Origin of the sequence: Acetivibrio ethanolgignens, from assembly GCF_001461035.1 — a bacterium.
Classification (GTDB): Bacteria; Bacillota; Clostridia; order Lachnospirales; family Lachnospiraceae; genus Velocimicrobium; species Velocimicrobium ethanolgignens.
On record NZ_LNAM01000147.1, the window covers coordinates 24,859 to 47,428 of the forward strand.

The 22,570-nt window shown below is 42.5% G+C and carries 19 protein-coding genes, 1 pseudogene and 1 riboswitch; of the genes and pseudogenes, 1 reads left to right on the top strand and 19 read right to left on the bottom strand.

Annotated elements, in window-relative coordinates; all coding sequences use genetic code 11:
* Positions 1 to 3 precede the first annotated feature (3 nt).
* The 16 genes and pseudogenes from ASU35_RS19205 to ASU35_RS07645 form a co-directional block, all read right to left on the bottom strand.
* Positions 4 to 636 (bottom strand): precorrin-8X methylmutase, encoded by a 633-nt coding sequence (locus ASU35_RS19205; protein WP_058352440.1) that lies wholly within the window; start codon positions 634 to 636, stop codon positions 4 to 6.
* Positions 637 to 638: 2 nt separating this feature from the next.
* Entirely contained in the window at positions 639 to 1,667 is a 1,029-nt protein-coding gene (locus ASU35_RS07575) for a pyridoxal phosphate-dependent aminotransferase (protein ID WP_058352422.1), read from the bottom strand.
* A 12-nt stretch (positions 1,668 to 1,679) separates the two neighbouring features.
* Positions 1,680 to 2,654 (bottom strand): adenosylcobinamide-phosphate synthase CbiB, encoded by a 975-nt coding sequence (gene cbiB / locus ASU35_RS07580; protein ID WP_058352423.1) that lies wholly within the window; start codon positions 2,652 to 2,654, stop codon positions 1,680 to 1,682.
* A complete protein-coding gene (locus ASU35_RS07585) occupies positions 2,651 to 3,283 on the bottom strand; it encodes a histidine phosphatase family protein (protein ID WP_058352424.1) in 633 nt (210 codons plus the stop codon). The genes cbiB and ASU35_RS07585 overlap by 4 nt, the downstream gene beginning before the upstream one ends.
* Before the next feature lie 19 nt (positions 3,284 to 3,302).
* On the bottom strand, positions 3,303 to 4,067 hold the full coding sequence (locus ASU35_RS07590) for an adenosylcobinamide-GDP ribazoletransferase (protein WP_058352425.1): 765 nt from the start codon (positions 4,065 to 4,067) through the stop codon (positions 3,303 to 3,305).
* 2 nt (positions 4,068 to 4,069) lie between these two features.
* Positions 4,070 to 4,609 carry a bifunctional adenosylcobinamide kinase/adenosylcobinamide-phosphate guanylyltransferase gene (locus tag ASU35_RS07595; RefSeq protein ID WP_058352426.1) on the bottom strand — a complete coding sequence of 180 codons (540 nt, stop codon included), beginning with the start codon at positions 4,607 to 4,609 and terminating at the stop codon, positions 4,070 to 4,072.
* Positions 4,610 to 4,612: 3 nt separating this feature from the next.
* A complete protein-coding gene (cobT, locus tag ASU35_RS07600; protein ID WP_058352427.1) occupies positions 4,613 to 5,704 on the bottom strand; it encodes a nicotinate-nucleotide--dimethylbenzimidazole phosphoribosyltransferase in 1,092 nt (363 codons plus the stop codon).
* Positions 5,667 to 7,148: a cobyric acid synthase gene (locus tag ASU35_RS07605; protein ID WP_058352428.1), complete on the bottom strand. Its 1,482-nt coding sequence runs from the start codon at positions 7,146 to 7,148 to the stop codon at positions 5,667 to 5,669. The genes cobT and ASU35_RS07605 overlap by 38 nt, the downstream gene beginning before the upstream one ends.
* A gap of 18 nt (positions 7,149 to 7,166) precedes the next feature.
* Positions 7,167 to 8,270, bottom strand: a complete 1,104-nt coding sequence (locus ASU35_RS07610) for an ABC transporter ATP-binding protein (RefSeq protein WP_058352429.1) — start codon at positions 8,268 to 8,270, stop codon at positions 7,167 to 7,169.
* On the bottom strand, positions 8,270 to 9,292 hold the full coding sequence (locus ASU35_RS07615) for a FecCD family ABC transporter permease (RefSeq protein ID WP_058352430.1): 1,023 nt from the start codon (positions 9,290 to 9,292) through the stop codon (positions 8,270 to 8,272). Before ASU35_RS07615 ends, ASU35_RS07610 begins: the two co-directional genes overlap by 1 nt.
* Positions 9,279 to 10,451: an ABC transporter substrate-binding protein gene (locus ASU35_RS07620; protein ID WP_058352431.1), complete on the bottom strand. Its 1,173-nt coding sequence runs from the start codon at positions 10,449 to 10,451 to the stop codon at positions 9,279 to 9,281. The genes ASU35_RS07615 and ASU35_RS07620 overlap by 14 nt, the downstream gene beginning before the upstream one ends.
* 740 nt (positions 10,452 to 11,191) lie before the next feature.
* Positions 11,192 to 12,064, bottom strand: a pseudogene (locus ASU35_RS20915) (sirohydrochlorin cobaltochelatase); the annotation flags it as partial.
* 224 nt (positions 12,065 to 12,288) lie between these two features.
* Positions 12,289 to 12,481: riboswitch (cobalamin riboswitch) on the bottom strand.
* A gap of 45 nt (positions 12,482 to 12,526) precedes the next feature.
* Complete coding sequence (locus ASU35_RS07630) at positions 12,527 to 13,720, bottom strand: dicarboxylate/amino acid:cation symporter (protein ID WP_058352432.1); 1,194 nt, start codon at positions 13,718 to 13,720, stop codon at positions 12,527 to 12,529.
* Between the two features lie 93 nt (positions 13,721 to 13,813).
* Positions 13,814 to 15,121 carry an APC family permease gene (locus ASU35_RS07635; RefSeq protein WP_058352433.1) on the bottom strand — a complete coding sequence of 436 codons (1,308 nt, stop codon included), beginning with the start codon at positions 15,119 to 15,121 and terminating at the stop codon, positions 13,814 to 13,816.
* 24 nt (positions 15,122 to 15,145) lie between these two features.
* Positions 15,146 to 15,868 carry a gamma-glutamyl-gamma-aminobutyrate hydrolase family protein gene (locus tag ASU35_RS07640; protein ID WP_058352434.1) on the bottom strand — a complete coding sequence of 241 codons (723 nt, stop codon included), beginning with the start codon at positions 15,866 to 15,868 and terminating at the stop codon, positions 15,146 to 15,148.
* A 59-nt stretch (positions 15,869 to 15,927) separates the two neighbouring features.
* Positions 15,928 to 17,205: an L-cysteine desulfidase family protein gene (locus ASU35_RS07645; protein WP_058352441.1), complete on the bottom strand. Its 1,278-nt coding sequence runs from the start codon at positions 17,203 to 17,205 to the stop codon at positions 15,928 to 15,930.
* Positions 17,206 to 17,377: 172 nt separating this feature from the next.
* Here ASU35_RS07645 and ASU35_RS07650 point away from each other — a divergent pair, with 172 nt between their 5' ends.
* The gene (locus tag ASU35_RS07650) at positions 17,378 to 18,259 is read left to right on the top strand and encodes a LysR family transcriptional regulator (RefSeq protein WP_058352435.1); all 882 of its coding nucleotides are present in this window, start codon (positions 17,378 to 17,380) and stop codon (positions 18,257 to 18,259) included.
* Here the strand turns inward: ASU35_RS07650 and ASU35_RS07655 are convergent.
* From ASU35_RS07655 to ASU35_RS07665, 3 genes are read right to left on the bottom strand one after another with little or no spacing between them, the layout of a single operon-like run.
* Complete coding sequence (locus tag ASU35_RS07655) at positions 18,256 to 20,088, bottom strand: ABC transporter ATP-binding protein (protein WP_058352436.1); 1,833 nt, start codon at positions 20,086 to 20,088, stop codon at positions 18,256 to 18,258. The two genes, ASU35_RS07650 and ASU35_RS07655, sit on opposite strands and share 4 nt — an antisense overlap.
* Before the next feature lies 1 nt (position 20,089).
* Complete coding sequence (locus tag ASU35_RS07660; RefSeq protein ID WP_058352437.1) at positions 20,090 to 22,267, bottom strand: ABC transporter ATP-binding protein; 2,178 nt, start codon at positions 22,265 to 22,267, stop codon at positions 20,090 to 20,092.
* The gene (locus ASU35_RS07665; RefSeq protein ID WP_058352438.1) at positions 22,261 to 22,482 is read right to left on the bottom strand and encodes a hypothetical protein; all 222 of its coding nucleotides are present in this window, start codon (positions 22,480 to 22,482) and stop codon (positions 22,261 to 22,263) included. The genes ASU35_RS07660 and ASU35_RS07665 overlap by 7 nt, the downstream gene beginning before the upstream one ends.
* Between the last annotated feature and the right edge of the window lie 88 nt (positions 22,483 to 22,570).

The window sequence follows — 22,570 nt, forward strand, 5'->3', positions numbered from 1 at the left end:
TTTCTACTTCCTTTCCATCTCATATAAAAGGGCATTACAGATAGCTGCTGCCACATTACTGCCGCCCTTCCTTCCACGATTTACAATGTAAGGAATATCGGTTTCCATAATCAGCTCCTTCGCCGCCTCTACATTGACAAAGCCCACCGGAACTCCAATAATAAATGCTGGTCTCCAGCTTCCCTTCTGTATCATCTCATATAGCTGTAACAAAGCGGTAGGAGCATTGCCAATTGCAAAAATAACCGGTCCTGTAAGCTCTGCGGCCATCTCCATGCTGACAGCTGCCCGGGTTGTTCCCCTTTCTTTTGCCAGAGCTGCCACTCTTTCTTGTGCCATAAAACAATGGGCCTCTCCACCAAAGCCCGCCAGGAGTCTTTTATTAATCCCAGCAAGAGCCATATTCGTATCCGTCACAATGCCGGCTCCTTTTCCTATCAACTCCTTTGCAATAGCAACAGCATCCTTAGAATAACAAAGGGTTCTCGTATAATCAAAATCTGCACTGGTATGTATCACCCGTTTCGTAATCATCTCCTGTTCCCTGGGAAGCCTTATGCCTCTAAAAGAAAGCTCCTGTGAAATAATCTCAAAGCTTCTTTTTTCGATTTCCTCTGGTAATAAGTGCTCTATCATCTTCAAAGTATTTCTCCTATCGTCCTTAGTAAAATGTCATTATCCTCCCTCTTCCTTACGGAAATCCTATAATACCCACTGGACAGGCCTCTGAAATTTTGGCAGTCCCGAAGCAGTATTCCCCGCTCTAAAAGCTTCTCATATAGCAAAGCCTTACTGTACACAAGAATAAAATCAGCTGCTCCCGGAAATACCAAAAGTCCCAGCTGCTCCAGCCCTTCTGACAGATAGTTTCTTTCTTTTTTCACATAGGCTTTTGTTTCCTGTACAAAGACTGTCTGCTCTGCACAGATACAGCCTGCCGCCTGGGCAAAGGTTGATAAATTCCACTCTGGAAGCTGTCTTTCTATCCTTTTTAAAAGCTGTCGATTACAAGAAACCAGATATCCCAGTCGCACACCGGGGATTCCATATATTTTAGTAAAGGCCCGCACAAGCAAAAGCCTGTCATATTTCTCAAGCTCCGGCAGTACAGATGCCTTTTCTTCACAAAATTCAATAAAGCATTCATCCAGCACTACCCAGATGCCCTTATCCTGACAATGGTTTAAAAGACATTCCAAATATGCTTTGCCAATTAACCTCCCCGTCGGATTATTCGGATTGGCAAGGAAAACAATATCTACCTCCTCTGTCAGAAGCTTAAAAAGCTCTTCCCCAGGTAAAAAATCATTTTCCTTCTTCATCGTATAATACAGGATTTCTCCCGGTACTGCCTCTGCTGCATACTCATAACCATAAAAGGATGGTACAGGAATAACCGTTTTTCTCGGAGCAATTGTATGAACAAGCCCCATAAAAAGCTCAGAGGCTCCATTTCCAAAGAGCAGATAATCCTCCGGTACAGACAAAGCCCTGCTGACCACTTTCTTTAGCTTCTCTGCCTGGATATCAGGGTAGCTGCTGCAAAGTTCTACGGCTTCCTTTAGACTAGTCCTTACTGCTTCTGGCATTCCAAGAGGATTTACATTGACTGAAAAATCCAGGCTGACCTGATTTCTGTAAATATCACCACCATGTATGTCCTTCATCCCTTACCTCCTTTAAATCAAAGATATGGCTGCCATCAAAAAAAGGCTCAAAACCTCACACATCCATGCTGTCATATACATCAGCTGATTAGTCCGCCAGATATCTTCATATTCCACTCCTCTTATCCGGTCTCCTATGTAAGGCTTCCTTACTATTTTGCCAAAATAAGTGGCATCTCCAGCCAGCTGTATTCCAAGAGCTCCGGCACATACTGCCTCTGTCTGTGCTGAATTAGGACTGGCATGATTTCTTTTATCCCTTCTATATATATAACAGGCTCTCCTTCCTGAAAAGCTCTTTCCACCACAAAAGGCTGCAAAAATCATAAAGTATGCACTTATCCTTGCAGGAATAAAATTTACAGCATCATCCAATTTTGCAGCAGCTCTTCCAAAATACAGATATTTGTCATTTTTATAGCCAATCATAGAATCCATGGTATTTACTGCTTTATAAAAGAAGCCCAGCACAGGCCCTCCAAGAGCTGTATACAGCATTGGTGCAATTACACCATCCGAGGTATTCTCTGCCACAGTTTCTATCGCTGCCTTTGCTACTCCCTCTTCATTTAAAACAGCGGTATCCCTGCCTACAATCATGGAAACTGCCTTTCTTGCCTTTTCCAGATTTCCCTCCTTCAGCTCCTTATATACCTTCATACTTTCCACCCGCAGACATTTCACAGCCAACAGCTGATAGGTCATTATTGCTTCTATTATAACTCCCATACAGGGATGAAGCTTATAGGCTCCTACTAAAATTAGTGCTGCTAAGGTAACACTCGCCACCAGTACTACAGCTGTAAGAAAAACTCCTTTTTTTAGTTCACCTTTTTCATCTCTGCTGCAAGTTCTGCCTAACAGGCGTTTTTCCAGTCCCGCTATCAAGGCTCCTATCGCCCGTACCGGATGAGGAAGCCAGTACGGGTCCCCCAGCAGCAGGTCCAAAAGAAAGCCTGCAAAAAAAGCTTGCATATGATAAATCATAATCTCATTCTCCTTAGTTCCACAATAGCAGGCTCCTCTAAGCAGCCTGCCAGTGTAGCTGTATAGCCGCCACCATTAGAAACCTGATAATCAAAATACTGGCCGCCGCAATACTTGTTCAGTACAGCCATAATCGTGCCACCATGCACTACCATTCCTACAGTCTTTGAACTATTCTGGTTCTCTTTTGTAAGCGTAGATAGCTCCTTTAGCATTCTTTGAAAGCCACAGCCAGAACGCAGTTTAAAAGCCTCCTGACTCTCTCCCTCCGGAAAAGGAAGGGTGCCATTACTCTCAAGCCATGTCTGATACCGCATATCACCCTTAAGCTCCCGGTAATTCTTTCCTTCAAAGACACCGAAATCTATCTCTTTCCATTCTGGAATAATAACAGCCTCTTTGTCCGGATAAAGCAGCCTGGCAGACTCCAGGCACCGCTTCATGGGACTTGTAAACAAATAATCTATCTGTTGGTAACAGCCTTTTTCCTTAAGCCTTAACAGCTCTTTTTTTCCTTCCCGGCTAAGGGGCTCATCCTCTCTTCCAAGATAGCGTTGCTCCTTATTCGACTCCGTAGCTCCGTGACGGATAAATACCAGCTTTATTTGATTTTCCGGCTGATTCCACATAGGCTGCCCATGACCTCCTTTAGCCTAAAATATCTACGATTGCCGCTGCTGCCAGCATACAGCCTTCGCTGATTACTACAAAATATCCTGCCGTATCTCCGGTAATTCCTCCAAGTTCCCTTTTGCAGCGGACATAGTAATAAGCTAAGGCCGCCAGAGCCGAAGCTGCTATAAGGGCTCCCGCATAAGGATTCGTAAGTAGCATGAAGGCAATCACTATACCAGTCTGCACATATAAAGCTATTCTTACAATCCTTTTGTGGGCATTATCTGCAAAAAGAAAAAGAAGCCCCTCCCTTTTTGCGGAAGGAAAAGATATCACTCCTATTCCACTAAGACAACGGGATAAGCAAAAGCCTGCACACACGATTTTTAGCAGAGCCCTATCCCGGATTTCCGAAAAAGCCCCCAGATAAATAAGTCCGTAGGCCGCCAGCATAATGACCGCAAAGGCCCCAATATGAGAATCCTTTAAAATTTCCAGCTTTTTCTCTCTAGGCTGATAGGACTGAAATGCATCCATAGTATCCATAAAACCATCTACATGAAAGCCTCCTGTCAGAAGCAATGGAATCACTGCACCAATCAGCGTATAACAAAGCCTCTCTATTCCACAGCCTTCGCATAACATTCCCCACAGGTAAAGCAAAAAACCTATTACAGCTCCGACCCAGGGAAAAAAGCAGAGTACATATTTCATATCCTCTTCCTTCCATGCAAGCTGCGGTACAGGAATTTTAGAATATATGGAAAATGCAATAAAAAAAGCCTTTATTATCTGCATTGCTATCTCTCCTTTATAACATTAGGAATTCCTTCCACTACCTCGATTACCTGATCTGCTAAATCAGCAAGTCTTTCATTGATATCTGCCACAGTCTGAATATATTCCATCGTAGCCTCATCATACTCTGTCCCAGCTTCAAATGCACTATTACTGACAATTACAAGATGCCTAAGACTTAATCCCAGCTTCTCGACCTCGTTTACCACCTTATCTGCTGCCAGCGGACCAGGAAGCATGGTTTCCCCATGAAACATTTCATTGGCAGTCAGATTGGAAATACATTCTAAAAGGGCCGTTTCCATCCTAACATTCTCTATTTTGTCCATTACCCTGTAGATATCTACAGGCTGCTCTATGGTAACAAAACCTTTACCCCTTCTCTGCTTTCGATGTCTTTCTGCCCTTATCCTCCCTTCCTCATCAAAAACCTCCATTGTCGCGAGGTAATATTTTCTATTCTTTTGAGAAAGCTGAGCCGTATATTCCTCTGCATAGGCAGATTTTCCACTGCCGCTTTTTCCCATAATCAATGTAATCATTTTTCAATGCCTCTTATACTGTTCTATCTCTATATCTGAAAAGGTGGTTCTGTCATTGTAAACACTCAGTGCCATATCTAACAGGGCAAGCATCATGACAGCTCCTGTCCCTTCTCCCAAAGCCATTTTTCCATCTATCACCGGCTCCAGCTTAAGCTCCTTCATAAGCATTTCTACTGCAGGCTCTTTTCCCTTATGAGAAGGGATAAGATAAGCCCTTGTACCAGGAACCATCCGTTCTGCCAGAAGAGCCGCCACCATACTGATTACGCCATCCAGCACTACTGGCACATGATAAAGTGCTCCACCGATACAAACCCCTGCAAGGCCTGCAATATCAAGCCCGCCAACAGATGTCAATATGTCAACCACATCTGCCTTTTCCAAATCGTATTTTTCTATTGCCTCTTTTATCATCTGCTGTTTACAAAAAAGTCCTTCATCGCTTAGTCCAGCTCCCCGGCCTGTGACCCTTTCTGCCTCACAATGCAAAAGAGCTGCTGCTACCGCACTGCTTGTAGTGGTATTCCCGATTCCCATCTCTCCTGCTGCTACTATCTGGTAGCCTGCCATCTTGCAGCTAAACACCATGTCAATCCCTACTGCAACTGCCTGAATTGCCTCTGTCTCTGTCATAGCCTTTTCCTTCTTAAAATTTCTGGTTCCGCAGCTTATTTTCCGATCCACTACCCCTGGTATTGGGCTTTTTTGATTTATTCCAATATCAACAGGTATCGTATCAGCTCTGATTTTTTCGGCCATTCTCCCTACACTGGACTGCTTCTTTGTCATTGCCTGGACAACTGCCAGTGTAACCTCCTGTCCACACTGACTGACACCCTCTTCTACAATCCCGTTGTCAGCACACATGATAATAACAGCCTTTTTAGAAATATCAATTTTATCCGTACCTGTAATTGCTCCGATTTGAGCTGTTAAAGCTTCAAAGCTTCCCATTCCGTCGATAGGCTTGGCAATCAGATCCCAGTTCCTTAACACCCTTTTTCTTATCTTACTATCTGGTGTCTCTATTCTCAGCTGATTAAGTTCCTTTCTTCTAAAGCTGCTCCAAACGGGCCTCCCTAAGCATTCCATAGATTTCCTCCATATTCAGATACTCTCTTAGTGTATCTGCTAATTTATCATACTGTGTTTCCTTATAGATCTGATAGTCCATAAGCCCTTCCTTTTCTATTTCAATTCCCTTTTTCCCTGCCAGGGCCCTTATGATAGCTTCAGTTGCCTCCTTCTGATCAAATAGACCATGAATATAAGAACCATACACATTTTTCCCATCAGATACCACATTTCCCGGCTCCTTCTTTTCCCCACAAAAAAAGGTCTGTCCCATGTGAATTTCATAGCCCTCAAAGTCTAAGCCCGAAAGCTCCTTAAATAAACCCTCCAGCCTACTTACCATACCCTTTGTCTGGCACCGCTTTTTTTCCTTCTTTAATACCGTCTGAAGCGGCAAAAGTTCCATCCCCCGGATACTGCCTCCTTCCTCCACCCTTTCCGGATCAGCTATCAGCCTTCCAAGCATCTGATAGCCGCCACAGATACCAAACACTGGTGTTTTTTCTGCCTGTTGCTTTATTGCTGCCTCTAAACCATTCTGTCTCATCCATTTCAAATCACCAATTGTATTTTTACTTCCTGGAAGAAAAATCAAATCCGGGTGCCGAAGCTCCTCTACTGAGGACACATAACGTACCGATACCTCCGGCATCTGTTCAAACACATTAAAATCCGTAAAATTAGAAATCCTCGGGTATCGGATTACCGCAATATCGATAAGCCCTGTCCCCTTTTTCTCAAACCGCCCTGTCAGACTATCCTCATCCTCCAGAGACAGCTCCATGTAAGGTATAACTCCTGTCACAGGAACTCCTCCCTTCTCATAAAGCATTTCTATTCCCGGATCAAGTATGGATTTGTCTCCCCGGAATTTATTGATAATAAGCCCCTTTATCCTTTCTCTTTCCTTCTCAGTCAGAAGCACAAGTGTACCTAAAAGCTGTGCAAAGACACCGCCTCTGTCAATATCGCCTACTAAGAGCACTGGGGCATCTACCATTGCGGCCAGTCCCATATTTACAATATCATTCTGTTTTAAATTAATTTCTGCCGGACTCCCAGCTCCTTCTATTACAACAATATCTGCCAGCTCCTCCAGCCTTAAAAAGGCTGCCTTAATTTCAGGAATTAGTGTACCTTTATAGTCAAAATAATCCCTTGCACTCATGCTGCCAACCACCTCTCCATTCACGATGACCTGGGAGCCGGTGTGGCTTGTAGGCTTTAAAAGAATCGGATTCATGCAGACCATTGGTTCAATTTTCGCTGCCTCTGCCTGCATCGCCTGTGCTCTTCCTATCTCAAGTCCTTCCGTTGTAATAAAGGAGTTGAGAGCCATATTCTGCGACTTAAAGGGTGCTACACGGTATCCATCCTGCTTAAAAATCCTGCACAGCCCTGCCACCAAAAGGCTCTTGCCAGCATTGGACATGGTTCCCTGAACCATAATAACCTTTGCCATATATTTTCTACCCTTCCATCATTTTTTCATCTCAATTTCCATTCCCTGCTGTATCGCATAGGAAAGCAATTCCTTATTTGCAGCCTCCAGCGTTCCAAATATCTCCTTACAGCAAATGACCCGTTTACAGGAGTCCATTCGCTCCTTTGCTGTCTCTATCAAAATATCCGTGATTGGCTCAAAAGCCTTTGCCTTTATAACCTCTGCTGCCAGAGCCTTTGCCACCGGATAGTCCAAGTCATTTTCAAATATAATACCTGTCATAAAAGAAAGTCCCTGCCGCTGCAGACTATGGTATATCTGTCTTCCACAGCCTCCGCCAGCTATTACAAATAAAAAAGGCTCACCCCTAGCTGCATCCAGCTCCATATTTCCATTAACCTCATCAAAGCTGCCTGTTTCTATAGAAAATAACCTTGAAATATAGCCTGGCTGAAATATCTCCTCCGGTCTGCCAAGGCGTTCCACGTAGTTCCCATTAATACAGAGGATTTTATCAGAAACTCTCTCTGCCAGTTCCAGCTCATGGAGAGACATAATGACAGTCAGCCCCTTTTTCCTCCTCATTTCCTGCAAAATAGATAAAAATTCCAGCTTATACTTTACATCCAGATAAGAGGTCGGTTCATCCAGAATAATAATTTCCGGCTCCTGACAAATAGCTCTTGCAAGCATAACCCTCTGCCTTTGACCATCACTGATGCATGTAAAATCCTGTTCCTTAAGCTCTGTCACATGAACAAGCTCCATTGCCTCTTCCACCACCTGATAATCTGCCTCCGACAAAATACCCAGCTGACCGGTATAGGGATACCTTCCAGTAGCAACCACTTCTTCACAGGTCATCATTTCTGAACGCAGTTTTTCAGTCAGCAGGATTGCCATTTTCTGTGACAGCTGCGTACCGGAAAGCTGATTTAAGCTTTGTCCATCCAGATAAATAACTCCATGGATAAGTTCAAGCTGCCTTGCAATGCTTTTCAAGGCCGTAGATTTACCCACACCATTTGGCCCAATCAGTGTCAGAATTTCTCCTTTTTCCAGCCGGATTTCCATATTTTCAATCAAAGGCTTCTTATGATAGCCCACACTCATTTTCTCTGTTTGAAAATAATACTCCATTAGTCTATCTTCTCCTTATTACGGTTTACCATAATCCACAACACTACTGGTGCTCCAAAAATTGCCGTCACCGTGCTGATGCTCAGCTCTGTAGGTGTAAACAGGGTTCTTGCAAGCAAATCACAAAACAGGCAAAATACACTTCCTCCCAGGAAGCAGGCTGGTATCATTAAAATAGGCTTTGTCGTTCCTAAAAGATGTTTTACTAGATGTGGTGCCGCAATTCCTACAAAGGAAATCGGCCCTGCATATGCCACAATACAGGCAGATAAGATACTGGATAAAATAACCAGCATAACACGAAGCAACCGGATATCAACTCCCATGTTTTTCGCATATGCTTCGCCCAGCTGATATGCACTTAACGGCTTTGACATCAAAAATACAGCTATAAAAGTAACTATCGTCACAGCTGACATAACGGTTACATGCTCCCAGTTCATACCAGAAAAGCTTCCTCTAGACCAGTTATGCAGATTTACAATATCTGCATCATTAGCAAAGGTTACTACAAGCTCTGTAATTGCCGAGCAAATATAACCAATCATTACTCCGCTAACAACCAGCATAGATATGTTATTTACCCTGCGGGACATCAAAAGTACAAATCCCATAGATATCATAGAGCCCAGAAATGCAGCAATAATAAGTACTACAGAGCTTACTGTAATTGCCCTTTCCATTAAAAATACCATAACCCCTGCCACTATCATCTTTGCTCCGGAGGAAATACCAAGAACAAAAGGCCCTGCAATCGGATTATGAAAAAAGGTTTGTAAAAGATACCCTGCAAGTGCCAGAGCTCCTCCCAGTACCATAGCCGCTGATGCCCTTGGCAGCCGGATATCCCATAGTATTCTTTCCATTGTTTTATCCATTTTCTGCCCTGCAATACTTTTTCCAATATCCGATAAAGGAATTTCCACACTTCCGATACAAATATTCAAAGAAAAAAATAATACCACACCTAATACAAGGAAAAGAAAGGCCGCTATGTATCTTACCTTTTTATTCCACTGCATATGAATCCTCCTGCTTCAGGCGGAAAAGATATCTCATACCTTCTTCTCCTTTTCCCTGAAGCATCCTGTGAATGTCCTCAATTAAATAGCCAATCGACATAGACTGCTGGTACATATCATTGGAAGTACAGAAAACATTTCCTTCCTGCACCGCCTTAAAATCCTCTAAAGATGGACATTTGTCAAGAAGCTCCTCTATAGAGACAACACCACCGTCTATCGAACTATTGTAAATAATAAAATCCACATCCCTCGCACCGCTATAAAACTCTTCTATCTGCATATTTATCGTAGACCTTTTAGACTCTGGATCACCCAGCTTGTCAAAAACATATTTTCCCCCTGCAAGCTCTATCATTTTGGGTACATAATCAGAGCTTTGACGCACCTGTACCAGTCCATTTGATGTAATAAAAAAGAATGCAACTGTTTTATCCGTTTTTTCATCCGCTGTTACTGCTTCTAAAATCTCCATCTGCCTGTTAAAGACCTTTTCTGCCCTTTCTTCCTTTCCCACTAAGGCTCCAAAAAACTTAATCCACTCTACCCTGCCCAACGGATGAGACTCATAACTGGAATACTCTATCATAACCGGAATTCCAAACTCCTCAAGCATCTCTACCACCTCCGGCGAATGAGATACCATCATGTTTTCAATAGCCAGAGAACAATTTTTTGAAACAATCAGTTCATAATCCGGCTTATTATATTTCCCTGCATACAAAAGTGTTCCCTTTTCCATAGCTTCTTTTGCCGCTTCAATATACCAGCCACTCTCCTTTTGTCCAGAGAGTGTAATGGTATCTATCGCATCCAACTCACAAAACATATCCATAACTGCAGATGCAACCAGATAAAGATTTTTTATCGGACGCTGCAAAACAACAACTGCTTCTCCAAGTCCTTGGGGAATATCTTTCCCCTTTGGCACGACAAATAACTTTCTACCATCCTTTATCGTCAATAAGGTATAACCACCCTCATAATAATCTACCGAAAAATTCTCTGCAAACTTAAGCTCCATACTTCCTTCATATACAAGCTCCGTTCCTTCTGTACCAGAGGTAAAACCAGAAGCAGGACTGCCGCAGCCACTTAGCCCCAGCAGTCCCAGCAAAAGCAAACAGTATAACAGTATCAGCTTTTTTCTTCCTGTCATTATATCTTCCTCTATTTTACAGCCTTCATCGTATCCGAGTGAAAGGTAAGTGTATACTCGATTTCATGAGGCTTGCTCATGGCTACTGTGTCTCCAATTACTTCCATTTTCTCATCAAATGCGGAAACAGGAATCTCAAATACAGAATTTCCTTCTGTGTTAACGGGCAGATATTTTTCTCCATCTACCAGCATATAATCATAATTCGGGCTACTCCATTCTATTGTTGCAACTTTTGTATCTCCTGTTACCGTAATTGTTGTCGGAGAAGTAATCGTTGTCTTTCCGCTTCCCCCTTCCAAGGTCACATCAATTGTATATGTACCAGCCTTGGCTTTCACTTCAGAAGAGACTTCCGAAAGAGTTGCAGAAAGGAAGGTAAGCTGCCTGTCATACCAGGCTTCCTTCTTTTTACTGAAGGCTGCACAATCTATCGGCATATCCATGGCCTCTACTGGTATTGTATAGGTATAAGCCCCCTCTGCATCCTCCTCATAAGGAATGCAGTCTGTATCTTGTGAACTTTCTGCCTGCTGTGCTGTTCCTAAGTAAAGCTTACTATACCCCTTTCCGCTAAGGGTAAGTACTGCTGTCATATTTCCATCGGTTACGGAAAGCTCTGCTTTTACAACTTTAAACATGGAAGAGCTTGATTCGACCTCAACGCAGTATTTTCCATTTGCAATGCTATCTACCTTTGAAACTGTCTTTTTTACTCCGGTAAAGCCGTTTCCTTCTGTGATTGCCGCCCTTACATGGTCTACATAAAGCTTCTGGATTGCAGGAATCTGCCCCAGACCTTCAATTATGCATTCAACCGTATAGCCCTCTCCTTCCAGAACTGACTTCCAGGAATCCTCTTCTTCTCCTGCCATATCATTGTTCGCATGGTCTCCTGCTACTACCATCAAAGGCTCAAGAATCACCCTTTTGTAGACTCCCTTTTCCTCCAGAGCAACAACTACGTCATCCAGGGAAGGCTCTGCCTCTACAGTACCAATATAATAGTTTTCATAACCACTTTCTATTAGTTTATCCTGAAGCTTTGCATAAACACCATTCGATTCTGCTTCTGTTCCATGTCCCATAAAGCAGATGGCTGTCGTTCCATCGTCATATTCTGCTGTTTTTTCCGTAATTGCCTGGATTACTCCATCAAAATCAGCATCACTTGTAAGAAGCGGCTCACCTAGGATAATTTTTTCAAATTTATCCTGATAATCCGTCAATTCCTTTACCAGGTCATTGTATTCATAGCCATTCATTAAATGTGTAGGTTGTACTACTAATTCCTTCACACCATCTTTTGCAGCCCTGTCCAGTGCTTCTGTTACATTATCAATTTCCAGGCCATCACGCTCCTTTAGCTTGTCAATGATAATCTGGCTGGTAAATGCTCTCCTTACCTCATATTCCGGGAATTCTTCGGTAATTGCCTTCTCAATCGCCCCAATTGTAGCATCTCTGCTATCATTATAGCTTGTTCCAAAGCTTACTACTAAAATTGCAGCATTACTTTCTTTTTGTTCCTTCTGTGCCTCTGTACTTTGGCAGCCTCCCAGACAGCATACACATAAGATTACTGCCAGAAGCCTTGCAAATCGTTCTTTCATATTTTCCTCATTTCTGCAGTTGCCTGCTATTTTCTATAAATTAAATATGCTTTACTTTAAAACGATGGCTTTCCCACAAAACGCAACAAAAAGAAAAACCCTTTCCTATACAGGTAAAGGGTTTGTACACAAAAGAAATCTGCCCAGTGCATATCCTTCCAAAAGGAAAACTGACACTGTGCAAATATAACGTACAACCAGTTACTCGTGGTCTGAAACAATCGTTTCTGTACAACAATAAGGCAGGTCTCCCGGCTTATAGATCATCACATCAGCCATCTTCCCAGTTTCCCAGTGATATCTCGGCTTCTGCTCCTTAATTACGGTGACGAGTTCGCACAGGATTTGCACCTGTTTCCCTTTTCACCGGAACCAATCATTCTTAATTGTTCCGACACCTTACTGTTACATATTCAATTTTCGCCATTATATCATATTTCTGTCAGCGATTCAAGTTATTCCTTACAAATCCACTTTTAAATTCTGTTTCTTGATTCCATGCTTTTCTGCATATCCTGTCAGAATCATAGTTAAGGCACCATCACCTGTTACGTTGCAGGCTGTACCAAAGCTATCCTGCAGTGCAAAAATTGTAAGCATCAGAGCTGTTCCCGTCTCGTCAAAGCCAAGAACTCCGGTAATTAAGCCTAAAGAAGCCATAACTGTACCACCTGGTACACCAGGAGCTCCAATAGCAAAAATACCTAACAAAAGACAGAATAAAATCATATTTGGCAGGGTTGGTAAGGTTCCGTAAAGAATCTGGGATACTGTCATAACAAAGAATACCTCTGTTAATACGGATCCACACAGATGAATGTTAGCAAACAATGGAATACCAAAGTCTACCATATCATCTCTTAAGGTTGGCTCAGACTTCTTTGCACAACGCAGAGCTACTGCCAGTGTTGCTGCAGAGGACATGGTTCCTACTGCTGTAATATAGGCTGGTCCATAGTTCTTAAGAACATCCATTGGGTTTTTTCCGGAATAAGCACCGCCAATACCATATAAAAGTGCCAGCCAAATATAATGACCAATCATAACAATAACAATTACTGTCAGGAATACTGGTAACTGCTTTGTAATTGTTCCTTCATAAGACAAGCTGCAGAAGGTCAATGCAATAAATATTGGAAGAATTGGAATAACTATCTTTGTTACGATAGAAAGTACAATCTGCTGGAACTCTTCCAGAACACCGGTAATTGTTGTTGCCTTTGTCCAGGTAGCTGCCAGACCTACTAACAGTGAAAATGCCAGAGCACTCATAACCGGCATAATCTGTGGAATATCCAGCTGGAATACTACTCCCGGAAGCTCCTTTAAGCCTTCAACCTCAGATACAATTGACAGATGAGGAATCATTAAGAAACCTGCCACCATTGAAAAAAGTGCTGCACCTACAGAAGAAACATAGGCACTACTTACTGCTACACCAAGCATTCTGGAAGCATTGCCGCCAAGTCTTGTAATACTTGGTGCAATAAATCCAATGATAATCAATGGTACACAGAACATAATAACCTGATTCATGATATACTTCAGTGTTACCACAATTCCCATAATCATAGGATTAAACACCTGTCCTAAAAGAATACCTATGATTACTCCTAAAAGTAACTTAAACGGTAAACTGCTTGCAAACCTTTTCATAGCTTCTTACTCTCCAATCATTATTTTTTTATATCTTCCTTTCCCGGGCAGCCAACAATTCCCAGGAATAGCTTTTATCCGGCCTCAAACCGACTAATCTATGCTTGTAAATTCATATCCTTTCTTTTTATTATACCAGACCATAAGATAATATAGCGGAATTCCAACCACCATTGCCCCTAAACCGATTAACAGCTTCTTTCTGTCTGCATTGAACAGCAGCCAGAGGCTGACTAAAGTTGATATAATCGGGATGACCGGACCAAATGGCACCTTAAAGTTAGTTTCCATTCCACGCTTTCGAAAAATTAAAATAGAAAGACAGGTTGGTATGTATTGTGTAAATCTTGAAATAACACTGATTGCAGCTAATGTGGTAAAGCTGCCTGAAAGAGCCACTGGAAGGGCAAGCGCCACTGTTACTATAATTGCCACAACCGGAGTTCCCCATGGTGTTTTTTTCGAGATGAAGTGAGGCACCATATGGGTTTCACTTAATGCAAGCAAGCCTCTTGGTGCATAAAAGGACTGTGCTATATTGATTCCGCCGATAGAAACCAAAGTGCCTGCCGTAACGATAGCTCCGCCTGCAGAACCAAGGAATGTGTGTGCCATAGCATCCACAACCGGTGTTTCTGTTCCGCCCAGTGCTCCTCCTAATATCCCTATGCTGACAAACTGGATTAAAAAGTAGACAACGGACACTGTACAGATCGAAATAACTATTGCCAGTGGTATATTTTTTTTTGGATTTTCCATATCCTCTGATGCAGTCGCAATCGATTCAAATCCCGTAAATGCATAAAATACTAAAATTGCTGTTTCAGAAAAGGTTCCTACCGTGATTCCTTCTGCCATAACCGGGGAATAATTCCCACCTTTGATAAAGAAGATGCCCACAGCGATGAATAAAACCAGTGGAATCAGTTTGCCCACGGTCGCTATATTATTGATATATTTTGTCAAATCCACGCCGATGTAATTAACCGTTCCAAGGCCTACTAAAATCACTGTTACAATAATTGCCTTTACTGTACCACTGCCGGCGGCAGGCCAAACCGCTGAAAGTGCCGTAACAAAACCAACGGCCATAGTTGCCCAGGCTATAATCTGAACCATGTATTTCATAATTCCCACTTCAAAGCCCGGAAGATTTCCAAAGGCCTCTTTTACATAAACGTAGGCAGCACCATTGGATTTAAAGTAGCCGGCTGCCTCTGCAAAGCAAAGAGCCATAGAGCCTGCAAGCAGGGTTATAAACAGATAAACCGCCAAGCTGTTTGTTCCCATTAACGCATAGGCTTTTCCCGGCAGTAAAAAGATCCCTGAACCAATAATGGAATTAATTCCCAGCAAAACAATGCTGTACAAACCAAATTTTTTACTTTTGTTTTCTTTCATCCTCTCGTACATCCTTTCTATCTGTTATATTTTTCTTAGAAAGTTCTGGAGCAACCGGATCATATCCTTGTTTCCCTGTGCTGCCATCATCTCAGGGTGCCACTGCACTGCAGCGATAAAGCTCTCTTTTAAAGACTCTATTCCTTCAATCACTCCATCCACGGATCTGGCAGTCACTGAAAATCCCTCTGCTACCTCCTTGATTGCCTGATGATGGTAGCTGTTGACCAGTAGCTTTTCAGGTAGGCATTCTCCTAAAAAACTGTCTTTGCAAATTTCTACCTGATGGGTTCCCGCATATCTTGGGGCTGACTGGCTGTGCTTTATGCTGTCTGGAACCTGCTTTTTAATATCCTGGTACAGGGTGCCGCCAAAGGCGACATTAATGGCCTGAATGCCCTTGCATATCCCAAAAACCGGCTTCCCAAGCTCTCTTGCTGCTTTGATAACCTTAAAATAATAATCATCTACCTCCTGATAGATAAAGCCTTGCTCCCACATAGGCTCTTCGCCGTATGACTGAGGGTACAAATCATAACCACCGGAGAGAAGGATGGCATCCACCCCTTCTAACTGTGTCCTGACTATTTCCTCCTCATCCATCACAGGAAGTATTACTGCTGCACCTCCTGCCAATCCAATACTTTTTACATAATCTCGATTCACATAATCCCTTTTGATGCCGGGGAACATTCCGCCATCCATAACCAGGATATTCCCCACAATTCCAACTAAAGGCTTCTTCACTTCACCCTGACTCCTTTCTCCTATGTCTTTCCCTCCGAAATCGGATTCCTTCGTGCAAATTATTCTCCAATCATCATTTTTATGATTTCCTCGTTGGTTTCTCTCATGCCTTCTTTTCCCAGGCGACCAACGTTTTTAAGGGTAGCTTCGACTCCCTTAGTTACAATTCCGTCACCTTCATAGAACTGCTGTCCGCGGATGTACATATTATATCCCAGAATACCCGCATCCACTGCAGCAGCAATCTTTGCCGCACAGGACGCCTTTGCTCCGTCACAAACAATACCGGATACAATTGCCAGGGCATTTACAACAGTATGTATTACTTCCTCATAACCGCCACCGCACAGATAAGCAATACCAGCTCCAGCTCCGGCCCCGGCATTTACAGCTCCACAATAAGCAGACAGTCTGCCTATTGGTGTTTTCTGGTGAATTGCTGTCAGATTAGAAAGGGCTAAAGCCCGATACAGCTTTTCTGAGCTGACCTTTTTCTCCTTTGCATATACCATGACTGGTACGGAAACGGTAATTCCCTGATTACCACTTCCTGAGTTAATGATAACCGGAAGCTCACAGCCATTCATACGAGCGTCTGAGCCTGCTGCTGCCATCGCCTTTGCTCTGGTTTGTACATTATCTCCCTCCATATCCAGAAGTACCTTGCCAATATTAGCTCCATAGGTTCCCCGAAGCCCTTCCTCAGCAATCGCATAATTGTACTCCATCTGCTGATCCAGAACTTCTTTAATCTCGGCAACATCTACGCTGTTAATAAAGTCCCAGATATCCTCCATATTAAGGAGAGAACGATCCGTAAGGCCCTCTTCCTCTTCACTTGCCACTTCGGATTCCTTAAGAATTTTCCCATTGTGCTCTATCAATACGATATTCGTGTGATAGTTTTCGATTCTTACCCGGGCATAATCCTCACCCTTATACAACGTAATCAGTATATCAAAATTAATTCCATTATTCAAATGCTCCACCGAAATTTCTGTATTTTCCAGAAATTCTCGCATTTTTTCTATCTCCTCTTTTGTTACCTCAGAAATCACCTCCAGCTCCTTATCCGGATCACCTGCAACAATACCTGCGACTGCGGCTGCCGGTATTCCCTTTAAGTGATTGGTATTTGGTACAATAACAGATTTGACATTCTTAATAATGCTTCCACTGGCACCTATCACAACCCGATCCGGCAGCTCACCCAGAGTCTTTCTGGCAATCGCTGCCGCATAGGCAAGAGCAATTGGCTCTGTGCAGCCCATAGCCGGAAGCAGCTCTTCCTTCAATATCTGTATATATGCATTATATTTTGGATTTGACCTTTCCATGCTATCACTAATTCCTTTCCTCATTTTTATAAAAACTCTTTCCCGGAAATAAGCTTTCATCTTGTTTTTTGAATAACTATACTATATCATAGAAATAAATATATGTAAAATTTATTGTTTTTATAATATTATTAAATAATTTTTATACTTATGTAAAAGGGAGCAGAAATATATGGAAATACGCGAGCTTATAACCTTTCTCCAGGTTGCAAATCAACAGAGCTTCTCTAAGGCTGCCAAAATTCTTGGGTATACCCAGGCTGCAGTTACCATTCAGGTTAAACAGCTGGAGACCGAATTAGACACCCGGCTTTTCGACCGTATCGGTAAGCAAATTACCCTAACCCACCAGGGAGAAATATTCTATCAGTATGCCACCAGCATTTTGAAGAGTATTGAAGAGGCCCGAGATGCTGTTACAGATTCTCCTGAACTAAACGGACGGCTGGCTATCGGCGGAATTGAATCTATATGTGTTTCCTTTCTTCCCAAGCTCATATATGAATACCACCGGCTGCACCCAAAAGTAGAAATCAGTATTGTTACAGATTCTCCAAGTGTACTTCTGGATCAGATGAATAAAAATGTTCTGGATATTGTCTACTTTATGGACAAGCGAATGTATGACTCTAAATGGGTTAAGGTTCTGGAATTACCGGAGGACATTATTTTCGTTGCTTCCTCTAATCATCCTTACACAAAAAAAGATGACCTGACACTCAGCCAGGTCATCAAAGAACCCTTTATTCTCACGGAAAAAAATGCCAGCTATCGCCATATCCTGGATCAGTATCTGGGTGCCTATGATATGGAAATCCATCCTTTTTTGGAAAGTGGAAACACGGATTTTCTAATCAAGCTTCTCCGTACAGATACGGGCATTTCCTTTCTTCCAAAATTCACTGTCCAAAGCCGTATTGATGCAGGAACTCTGGCTGAAGTAAAGGTAACAGATTTCAATATGCGTATCTGGCGTCAAATTGTATATCATAAGGATAAATGGGTCACCAGAGAAATGATGGCCTTTTTAGAGCTGGCAAAAGCCATGTCCTAAGCCGTCCTTTCAAACTGGCTATTGTACAGCTGTGCATAAAAGCCTCCGGCCGCCAAAAGCTCCTTATGATTTCCCTGCTCAATAATATCTCCATCCTTCATAACTAAAATCAGGTCAGCATCCCGGATGGTAGATAAACGATGGGCAATAATAAAACTGGTTCTTCCCTTCATCAGATTATCCATAGCCTTTTGAATCTGTACCTCCGTTCTCGTATCGACGGAGCTTGTCGCCTCATCCAGAATCAGAATCTTCGGGTCTGCCAAAATAGCCCGTGCTATTGTTAAAAGCTGCTTCTGTCCCTGAGAGATATTACTGCTTTCTTCGTTTAGAATCATATCATAGCCGTCCGGCTGTGTTTTAATAAAATGATGGGCATGGGCTGCCTTTGCAGCCTCAATTACCTGTTCCTTTGTGGCATCCAGCCGTCCATAGCGGATATTGTCCATAATGCTTCCCTTAAAAAGCCAGGTATCCTGAAGCACCATACCGAACATTTCTCTTAATTCACTTCGGTTAAATTCTCTTAAATCATGGCCATCTACCTTAATCGAACCCTGATTGACATCATAAAACCGCATTAAAAGCTTAATCATTGTCGTTTTGCCGGCACCGGTAGGTCCCACAATTGCTATTTTCTGTCCCTGCTTTACCTTAGCACTGAAGTCATGAATAATTGTCTGCCCCTCCACATAGCCAAAATTAACATGCTCAAAGCTTACATTTCCTTCCAGATTTTCCACAGAAACCGGATATTCTACCGTCTGATCCTCTTCCTTTTCTTCCATAAATTCAAAAACACGCTCTGCCGCTGCAGCAGAAGACTGCAGCATATTTGTTACCTGGGCAATCTGCTGGATTGGCTGGGTAAAGTTACGGATATACTGGAAAAATGCCTGGATATCACCAACTGCAATTTTTCCCCGCATCGTCAGATAACCACCTAATAGGGCTACCATAACATATCCAAGATTTCCAACAAACTGCATCAAGGGCATCATCATACCAGAAAAGAACTGAGATTTCCAGCCGGATTCACAAAGTCTTTCATTGGTTTTATTAAACTCCTCAATAACAGCCTCCTCTTTGTTAAAGGCTTTTACAATCCTATGTCCGGAATAAACCTCTTCTACCTGTCCATTTACTTCTCCCAGGTATTTTTGCTGACTGCGGAAATACTTCTGGGAATTCTTCATTACCGTTCCGATAATTCCAAAGGAAACCGGAAGAATACAACAGGCCGCCAGTGTCATCAACGGACTGATACGAAGCATCATAATAAATACACCGATTAAGGTGGTGACAGACGTAATTAGCTGGGTAATACTCTGATTCAGACTCTGTTGCAGGGTATCTACATCATTTGTTACCCTGGAAAGCACCTCTCCATGAGTTCTGCTTTCGAAATAACTCATCGGCATACGATTGATCTTTTTAGAAATATCCCGACGCATACTGTAAGATACATCATTGGAAATTCCTGTCATAATAAAGCCCTGAATAAAGGAAAAGCAGGCACTCATGGCATATAAGCCAAGTACAGATAAAAGAATCTGTCCAATTTTATCAAAGTTCATGCCTCCGGTTCCATTAACCCTTCGCATCAGACCTTCAAATATCTCCGTTGTCGCATTACCGAGGATATCTGGTCCGATGATATTAAATACTGTACCTGCAATTGCAAAAATAATCATCAAAAGCAGGCGAAGCTTGTATTTTCCCATATATACTACCAGCTTGCCAATGGTCCCTTTAAAGTTTTTTGCTTTTTCTCCCGACATGCCCTTCCCATGTCCCGGGCCATGTATTATGCCTCTAGGTGCACCCATATTATTCATCCTCCTTTCCCTTTAATTCCTCTTCAGAAAGCTGTGACAGAGCAATCTGCTCATAAATCTCACAGTTTTTCAAAAGCTCCTCATGGGTTCCTATACCAGCAATTCTGCCTTCATCCAGTACAATAATCTGATCTGCATGAAGAATTGTACTGATACGCTGTGCTACAATAATCTTTGTTGCACCATGAGTTTCCTCCTCCAGTGCCTTCCGGAGTACTACATCGGTCTTATAATCCAGTGCAGAAAAGCTGTCATCAAAAATATAAATTTCCGGATCCTTTGCTATCGCTCTGGCGATGGAAAGTCTCTGCTTCTGCCCTCCGGAAACATTGTTTCCGCCCTGGGCAATCGGTGAATCAAACTTATCTTCCTTTTCTTCAATAAAGTCCAAAGCCTGAGCTATCTTAGCAGCCTTTCTTATTTCTTCATTTGAAGCCTCTTCCCGGCCGTAACGCAGGTTGCTTGCAATCGTTCCAGAGAACAGGACGCCCTTTTGCGGTACATAGCCAATCCTCTCCCGAAGCTCCTTTTGCGGAAGTTGTCTTACATCTACACCATCTACCAGAAGCTCACCCTCACATACATCAAAGAACCGCGGTATCAGATTTACCAGTGTAGACTTTCCACTTCCTGTGCTTCCAATAATTGCCGTTGTTTTTCCCTGTTCTGCTGTAAAGGTAATACCTGAAAGGACTTTTTCTTCTGCATCCGGATAAGCAAAGGATACCTTTCTAAACTCCACAGTTCCTGCCTTATCCTTTACAGGCTGCTTTGTATTTTCTGCATCTCTAATCGCTATTTCTGTATCCAGAATCTCACTGATACGCCTACCGGATACACTGGCTCTCGGTATCATAATAGACATCATCGTAATCATTAAGAAGGACATGATAATCTGCATGGTATACTGGATAAATGCCATCAAATCTCCGACCTGCATAGCACCATCATTGATGCTGTAGGCACCCTTATAAATAATCAGCACGGAAACACCATTCATAATCAGCAGCATGGTCGGCATCATAAAGGTCATACAGCGATTTACAAAGAGGTTCGTTTTCATAAGCCGTCTGTTTGCCTCTTCAAACCGCTCCTCCTCGTATTTTTCCGTACTAAAAGCCCGGATAACCGGAAGTCCTGTCAGTATCTCACGAGTTACCAGATTCAGGTTATCAATCAGCACCTGCAGCTTCTTAAACCGTGGCATAGCAACAGAAAAAAGAATCATAACTACCAGCATAATAGCTGCTACTGCAACTCCAATAATCCATGCCATTGACGTATTGGTATTTAATACCTTTAAGACACCTCCGACACCCATAATCGGTGCATACAAAACAATACGGAATACCATTGTCATCAGCATTTGTACCTGCTGTACATCATTAGTACTTCTTGTAATCAGGGATGCTGTAGAAAAGCTGTCAAACTCCTGACTGGAAAAGGATATTACCTTTTCATAAATTAATTTTCTAACATCTCGTCCAAAAGCAGCTGCCACGCGGCTGGATAAATAAACGCCACTGACAGCTGCCAGCATAATAACCAGTGCCATTCCAATCATCTGTAAGCCAGTATGCACAAGGTAACTGTTTTGCAGGCTTTCCATATCTACCCCCTGTGCCTCATACTCTGCCTTTACAAAGGCTATTGCCGACTGGCTTGTCATAGTCTCCGGCATAGATTTCATCTTTTCTGACATGCCATCTAAAAGCATAGCAAGCTGCTCCTTTGGCATGGCAGCCAGCACCTCTAAAATATCTGCCTCCTCATCAAGCTGCATCCTTTGCCGAATCTGAACTGTCTCCTCACTTTCCGTAGAAAGAAATAGTGCTATTGTCATTGGCATAGAAAGAATATCGTTTAACTCTTCATGTTCTTCTTTTGAAAGGTGCTCTGATAGTTTCCAAAGATCACCTTCCTGTGTATAATGGGACTTTACGGTCTCAATTTCCTCCTCGGACATAAAAAGCATCAGCTTTTCCAGCGTAGAATTCTGAAGCTTACCTGCTACTGCATCCTCAATACCGCCCTGCTGGATACCTACATTAATAATATCCGAGGTATATCCCGGCAGTGCCAAATCGCAGTAGGCCTGTAAAAACAACAGTGCAATAATCAATACAATATAGCCTGCTGATTTTTTCAAATATTTCAATAGTTTTACCATATTTTTGCTTTTTCTCCTTCCATGTCATTCTTACCACATAGGTCTTCTTCCTTACAAATGGAATGAAAATCCATACTTTTTGCTTCCTGTGGCATCGTTTCCTTCACATTTTGTATCATATGCTGAAAAAAACGCTTTAAAAGACAGATTTCCCTTTCTTCAAAGTCTTTAAAAAGCTCCCTATTAGTTAATCGACTAACAAATATTCTATGCATATCTCTAGGAGAATGCAAATATTTTAACGGTTAATTAGTGTCTGCTGATTAAGCAGACATTTGCAACTTCCAACTCTTACATCTGCTC

Coding starts and splice junctions, on each gene's coding strand:
- ASU35_RS07660 (WP_058352437.1), bottom strand. CDS start 22,267: ATGGTAAAACTATTGAAATATTTGAAAAAATCAGCAGGCTATATTGTA.
- ASU35_RS07595 (WP_058352426.1), bottom strand. CDS start 4,609: ATGATTACATTGATTATGGGAAAAAGCGGCAGTGGAAAATCTGCCTAT.
- ASU35_RS07645 (WP_058352441.1), bottom strand. CDS start 17,205: ATGGAAAGGTCAAATCCAAAATATAATGCATATATACAGATATTGAAG.
- cobT (WP_058352427.1), bottom strand. CDS start 5,704: ATGGAATGCTTAGGGAGGCCCGTTTGGAGCAGCTTTAGAAGAAAGGAA.
- cbiB (WP_058352423.1), bottom strand. CDS start 2,654: ATGATTTATCATATGCAAGCTTTTTTTGCAGGCTTTCTTTTGGACCTG.
- ASU35_RS07650 (WP_058352435.1), top strand. CDS start 17,378: ATGGAAATACGCGAGCTTATAACCTTTCTCCAGGTTGCAAATCAACAG.
- ASU35_RS07665 (WP_058352438.1), bottom strand. CDS start 22,482: ATGCATAGAATATTTGTTAGTCGATTAACTAATAGGGAGCTTTTTAAA.
- ASU35_RS07635 (WP_058352433.1), bottom strand. CDS start 15,121: ATGAAAGAAAACAAAAGTAAAAAATTTGGTTTGTACAGCATTGTTTTG.
- ASU35_RS07590 (WP_058352425.1), bottom strand. CDS start 4,067: ATGCAGATAATAAAGGCTTTTTTTATTGCATTTTCCATATATTCTAAA.
- ASU35_RS07575 (WP_058352422.1), bottom strand. CDS start 1,667: ATGAAGGACATACATGGTGGTGATATTTACAGAAATCAGGTCAGCCTG.
- ASU35_RS07630 (WP_058352432.1), bottom strand. CDS start 13,720: ATGAAAAGGTTTGCAAGCAGTTTACCGTTTAAGTTACTTTTAGGAGTA.
- ASU35_RS07610 (WP_058352429.1), bottom strand. CDS start 8,270: ATGGAGTATTATTTTCAAACAGAGAAAATGAGTGTGGGCTATCATAAG.
- ASU35_RS07620 (WP_058352431.1), bottom strand. CDS start 10,451: ATGACAGGAAGAAAAAAGCTGATACTGTTATACTGTTTGCTTTTGCTG.
- ASU35_RS07585 (WP_058352424.1), bottom strand. CDS start 3,283: ATGTGGAATCAGCCGGAAAATCAAATAAAGCTGGTATTTATCCGTCAC.
- ASU35_RS07655 (WP_058352436.1), bottom strand. CDS start 20,088: ATGGGTGCACCTAGAGGCATAATACATGGCCCGGGACATGGGAAGGGC.
- ASU35_RS07615 (WP_058352430.1), bottom strand. CDS start 9,292: ATGCAGTGGAATAAAAAGGTAAGATACATAGCGGCCTTTCTTTTCCTT.
- ASU35_RS19205 (WP_058352440.1), bottom strand. CDS start 636: ATGATAGAGCACTTATTACCAGAGGAAATCGAAAAAAGAAGCTTTGAG.
- ASU35_RS07605 (WP_058352428.1), bottom strand. CDS start 7,148: ATGGCAAAGGTTATTATGGTTCAGGGAACCATGTCCAATGCTGGCAAG.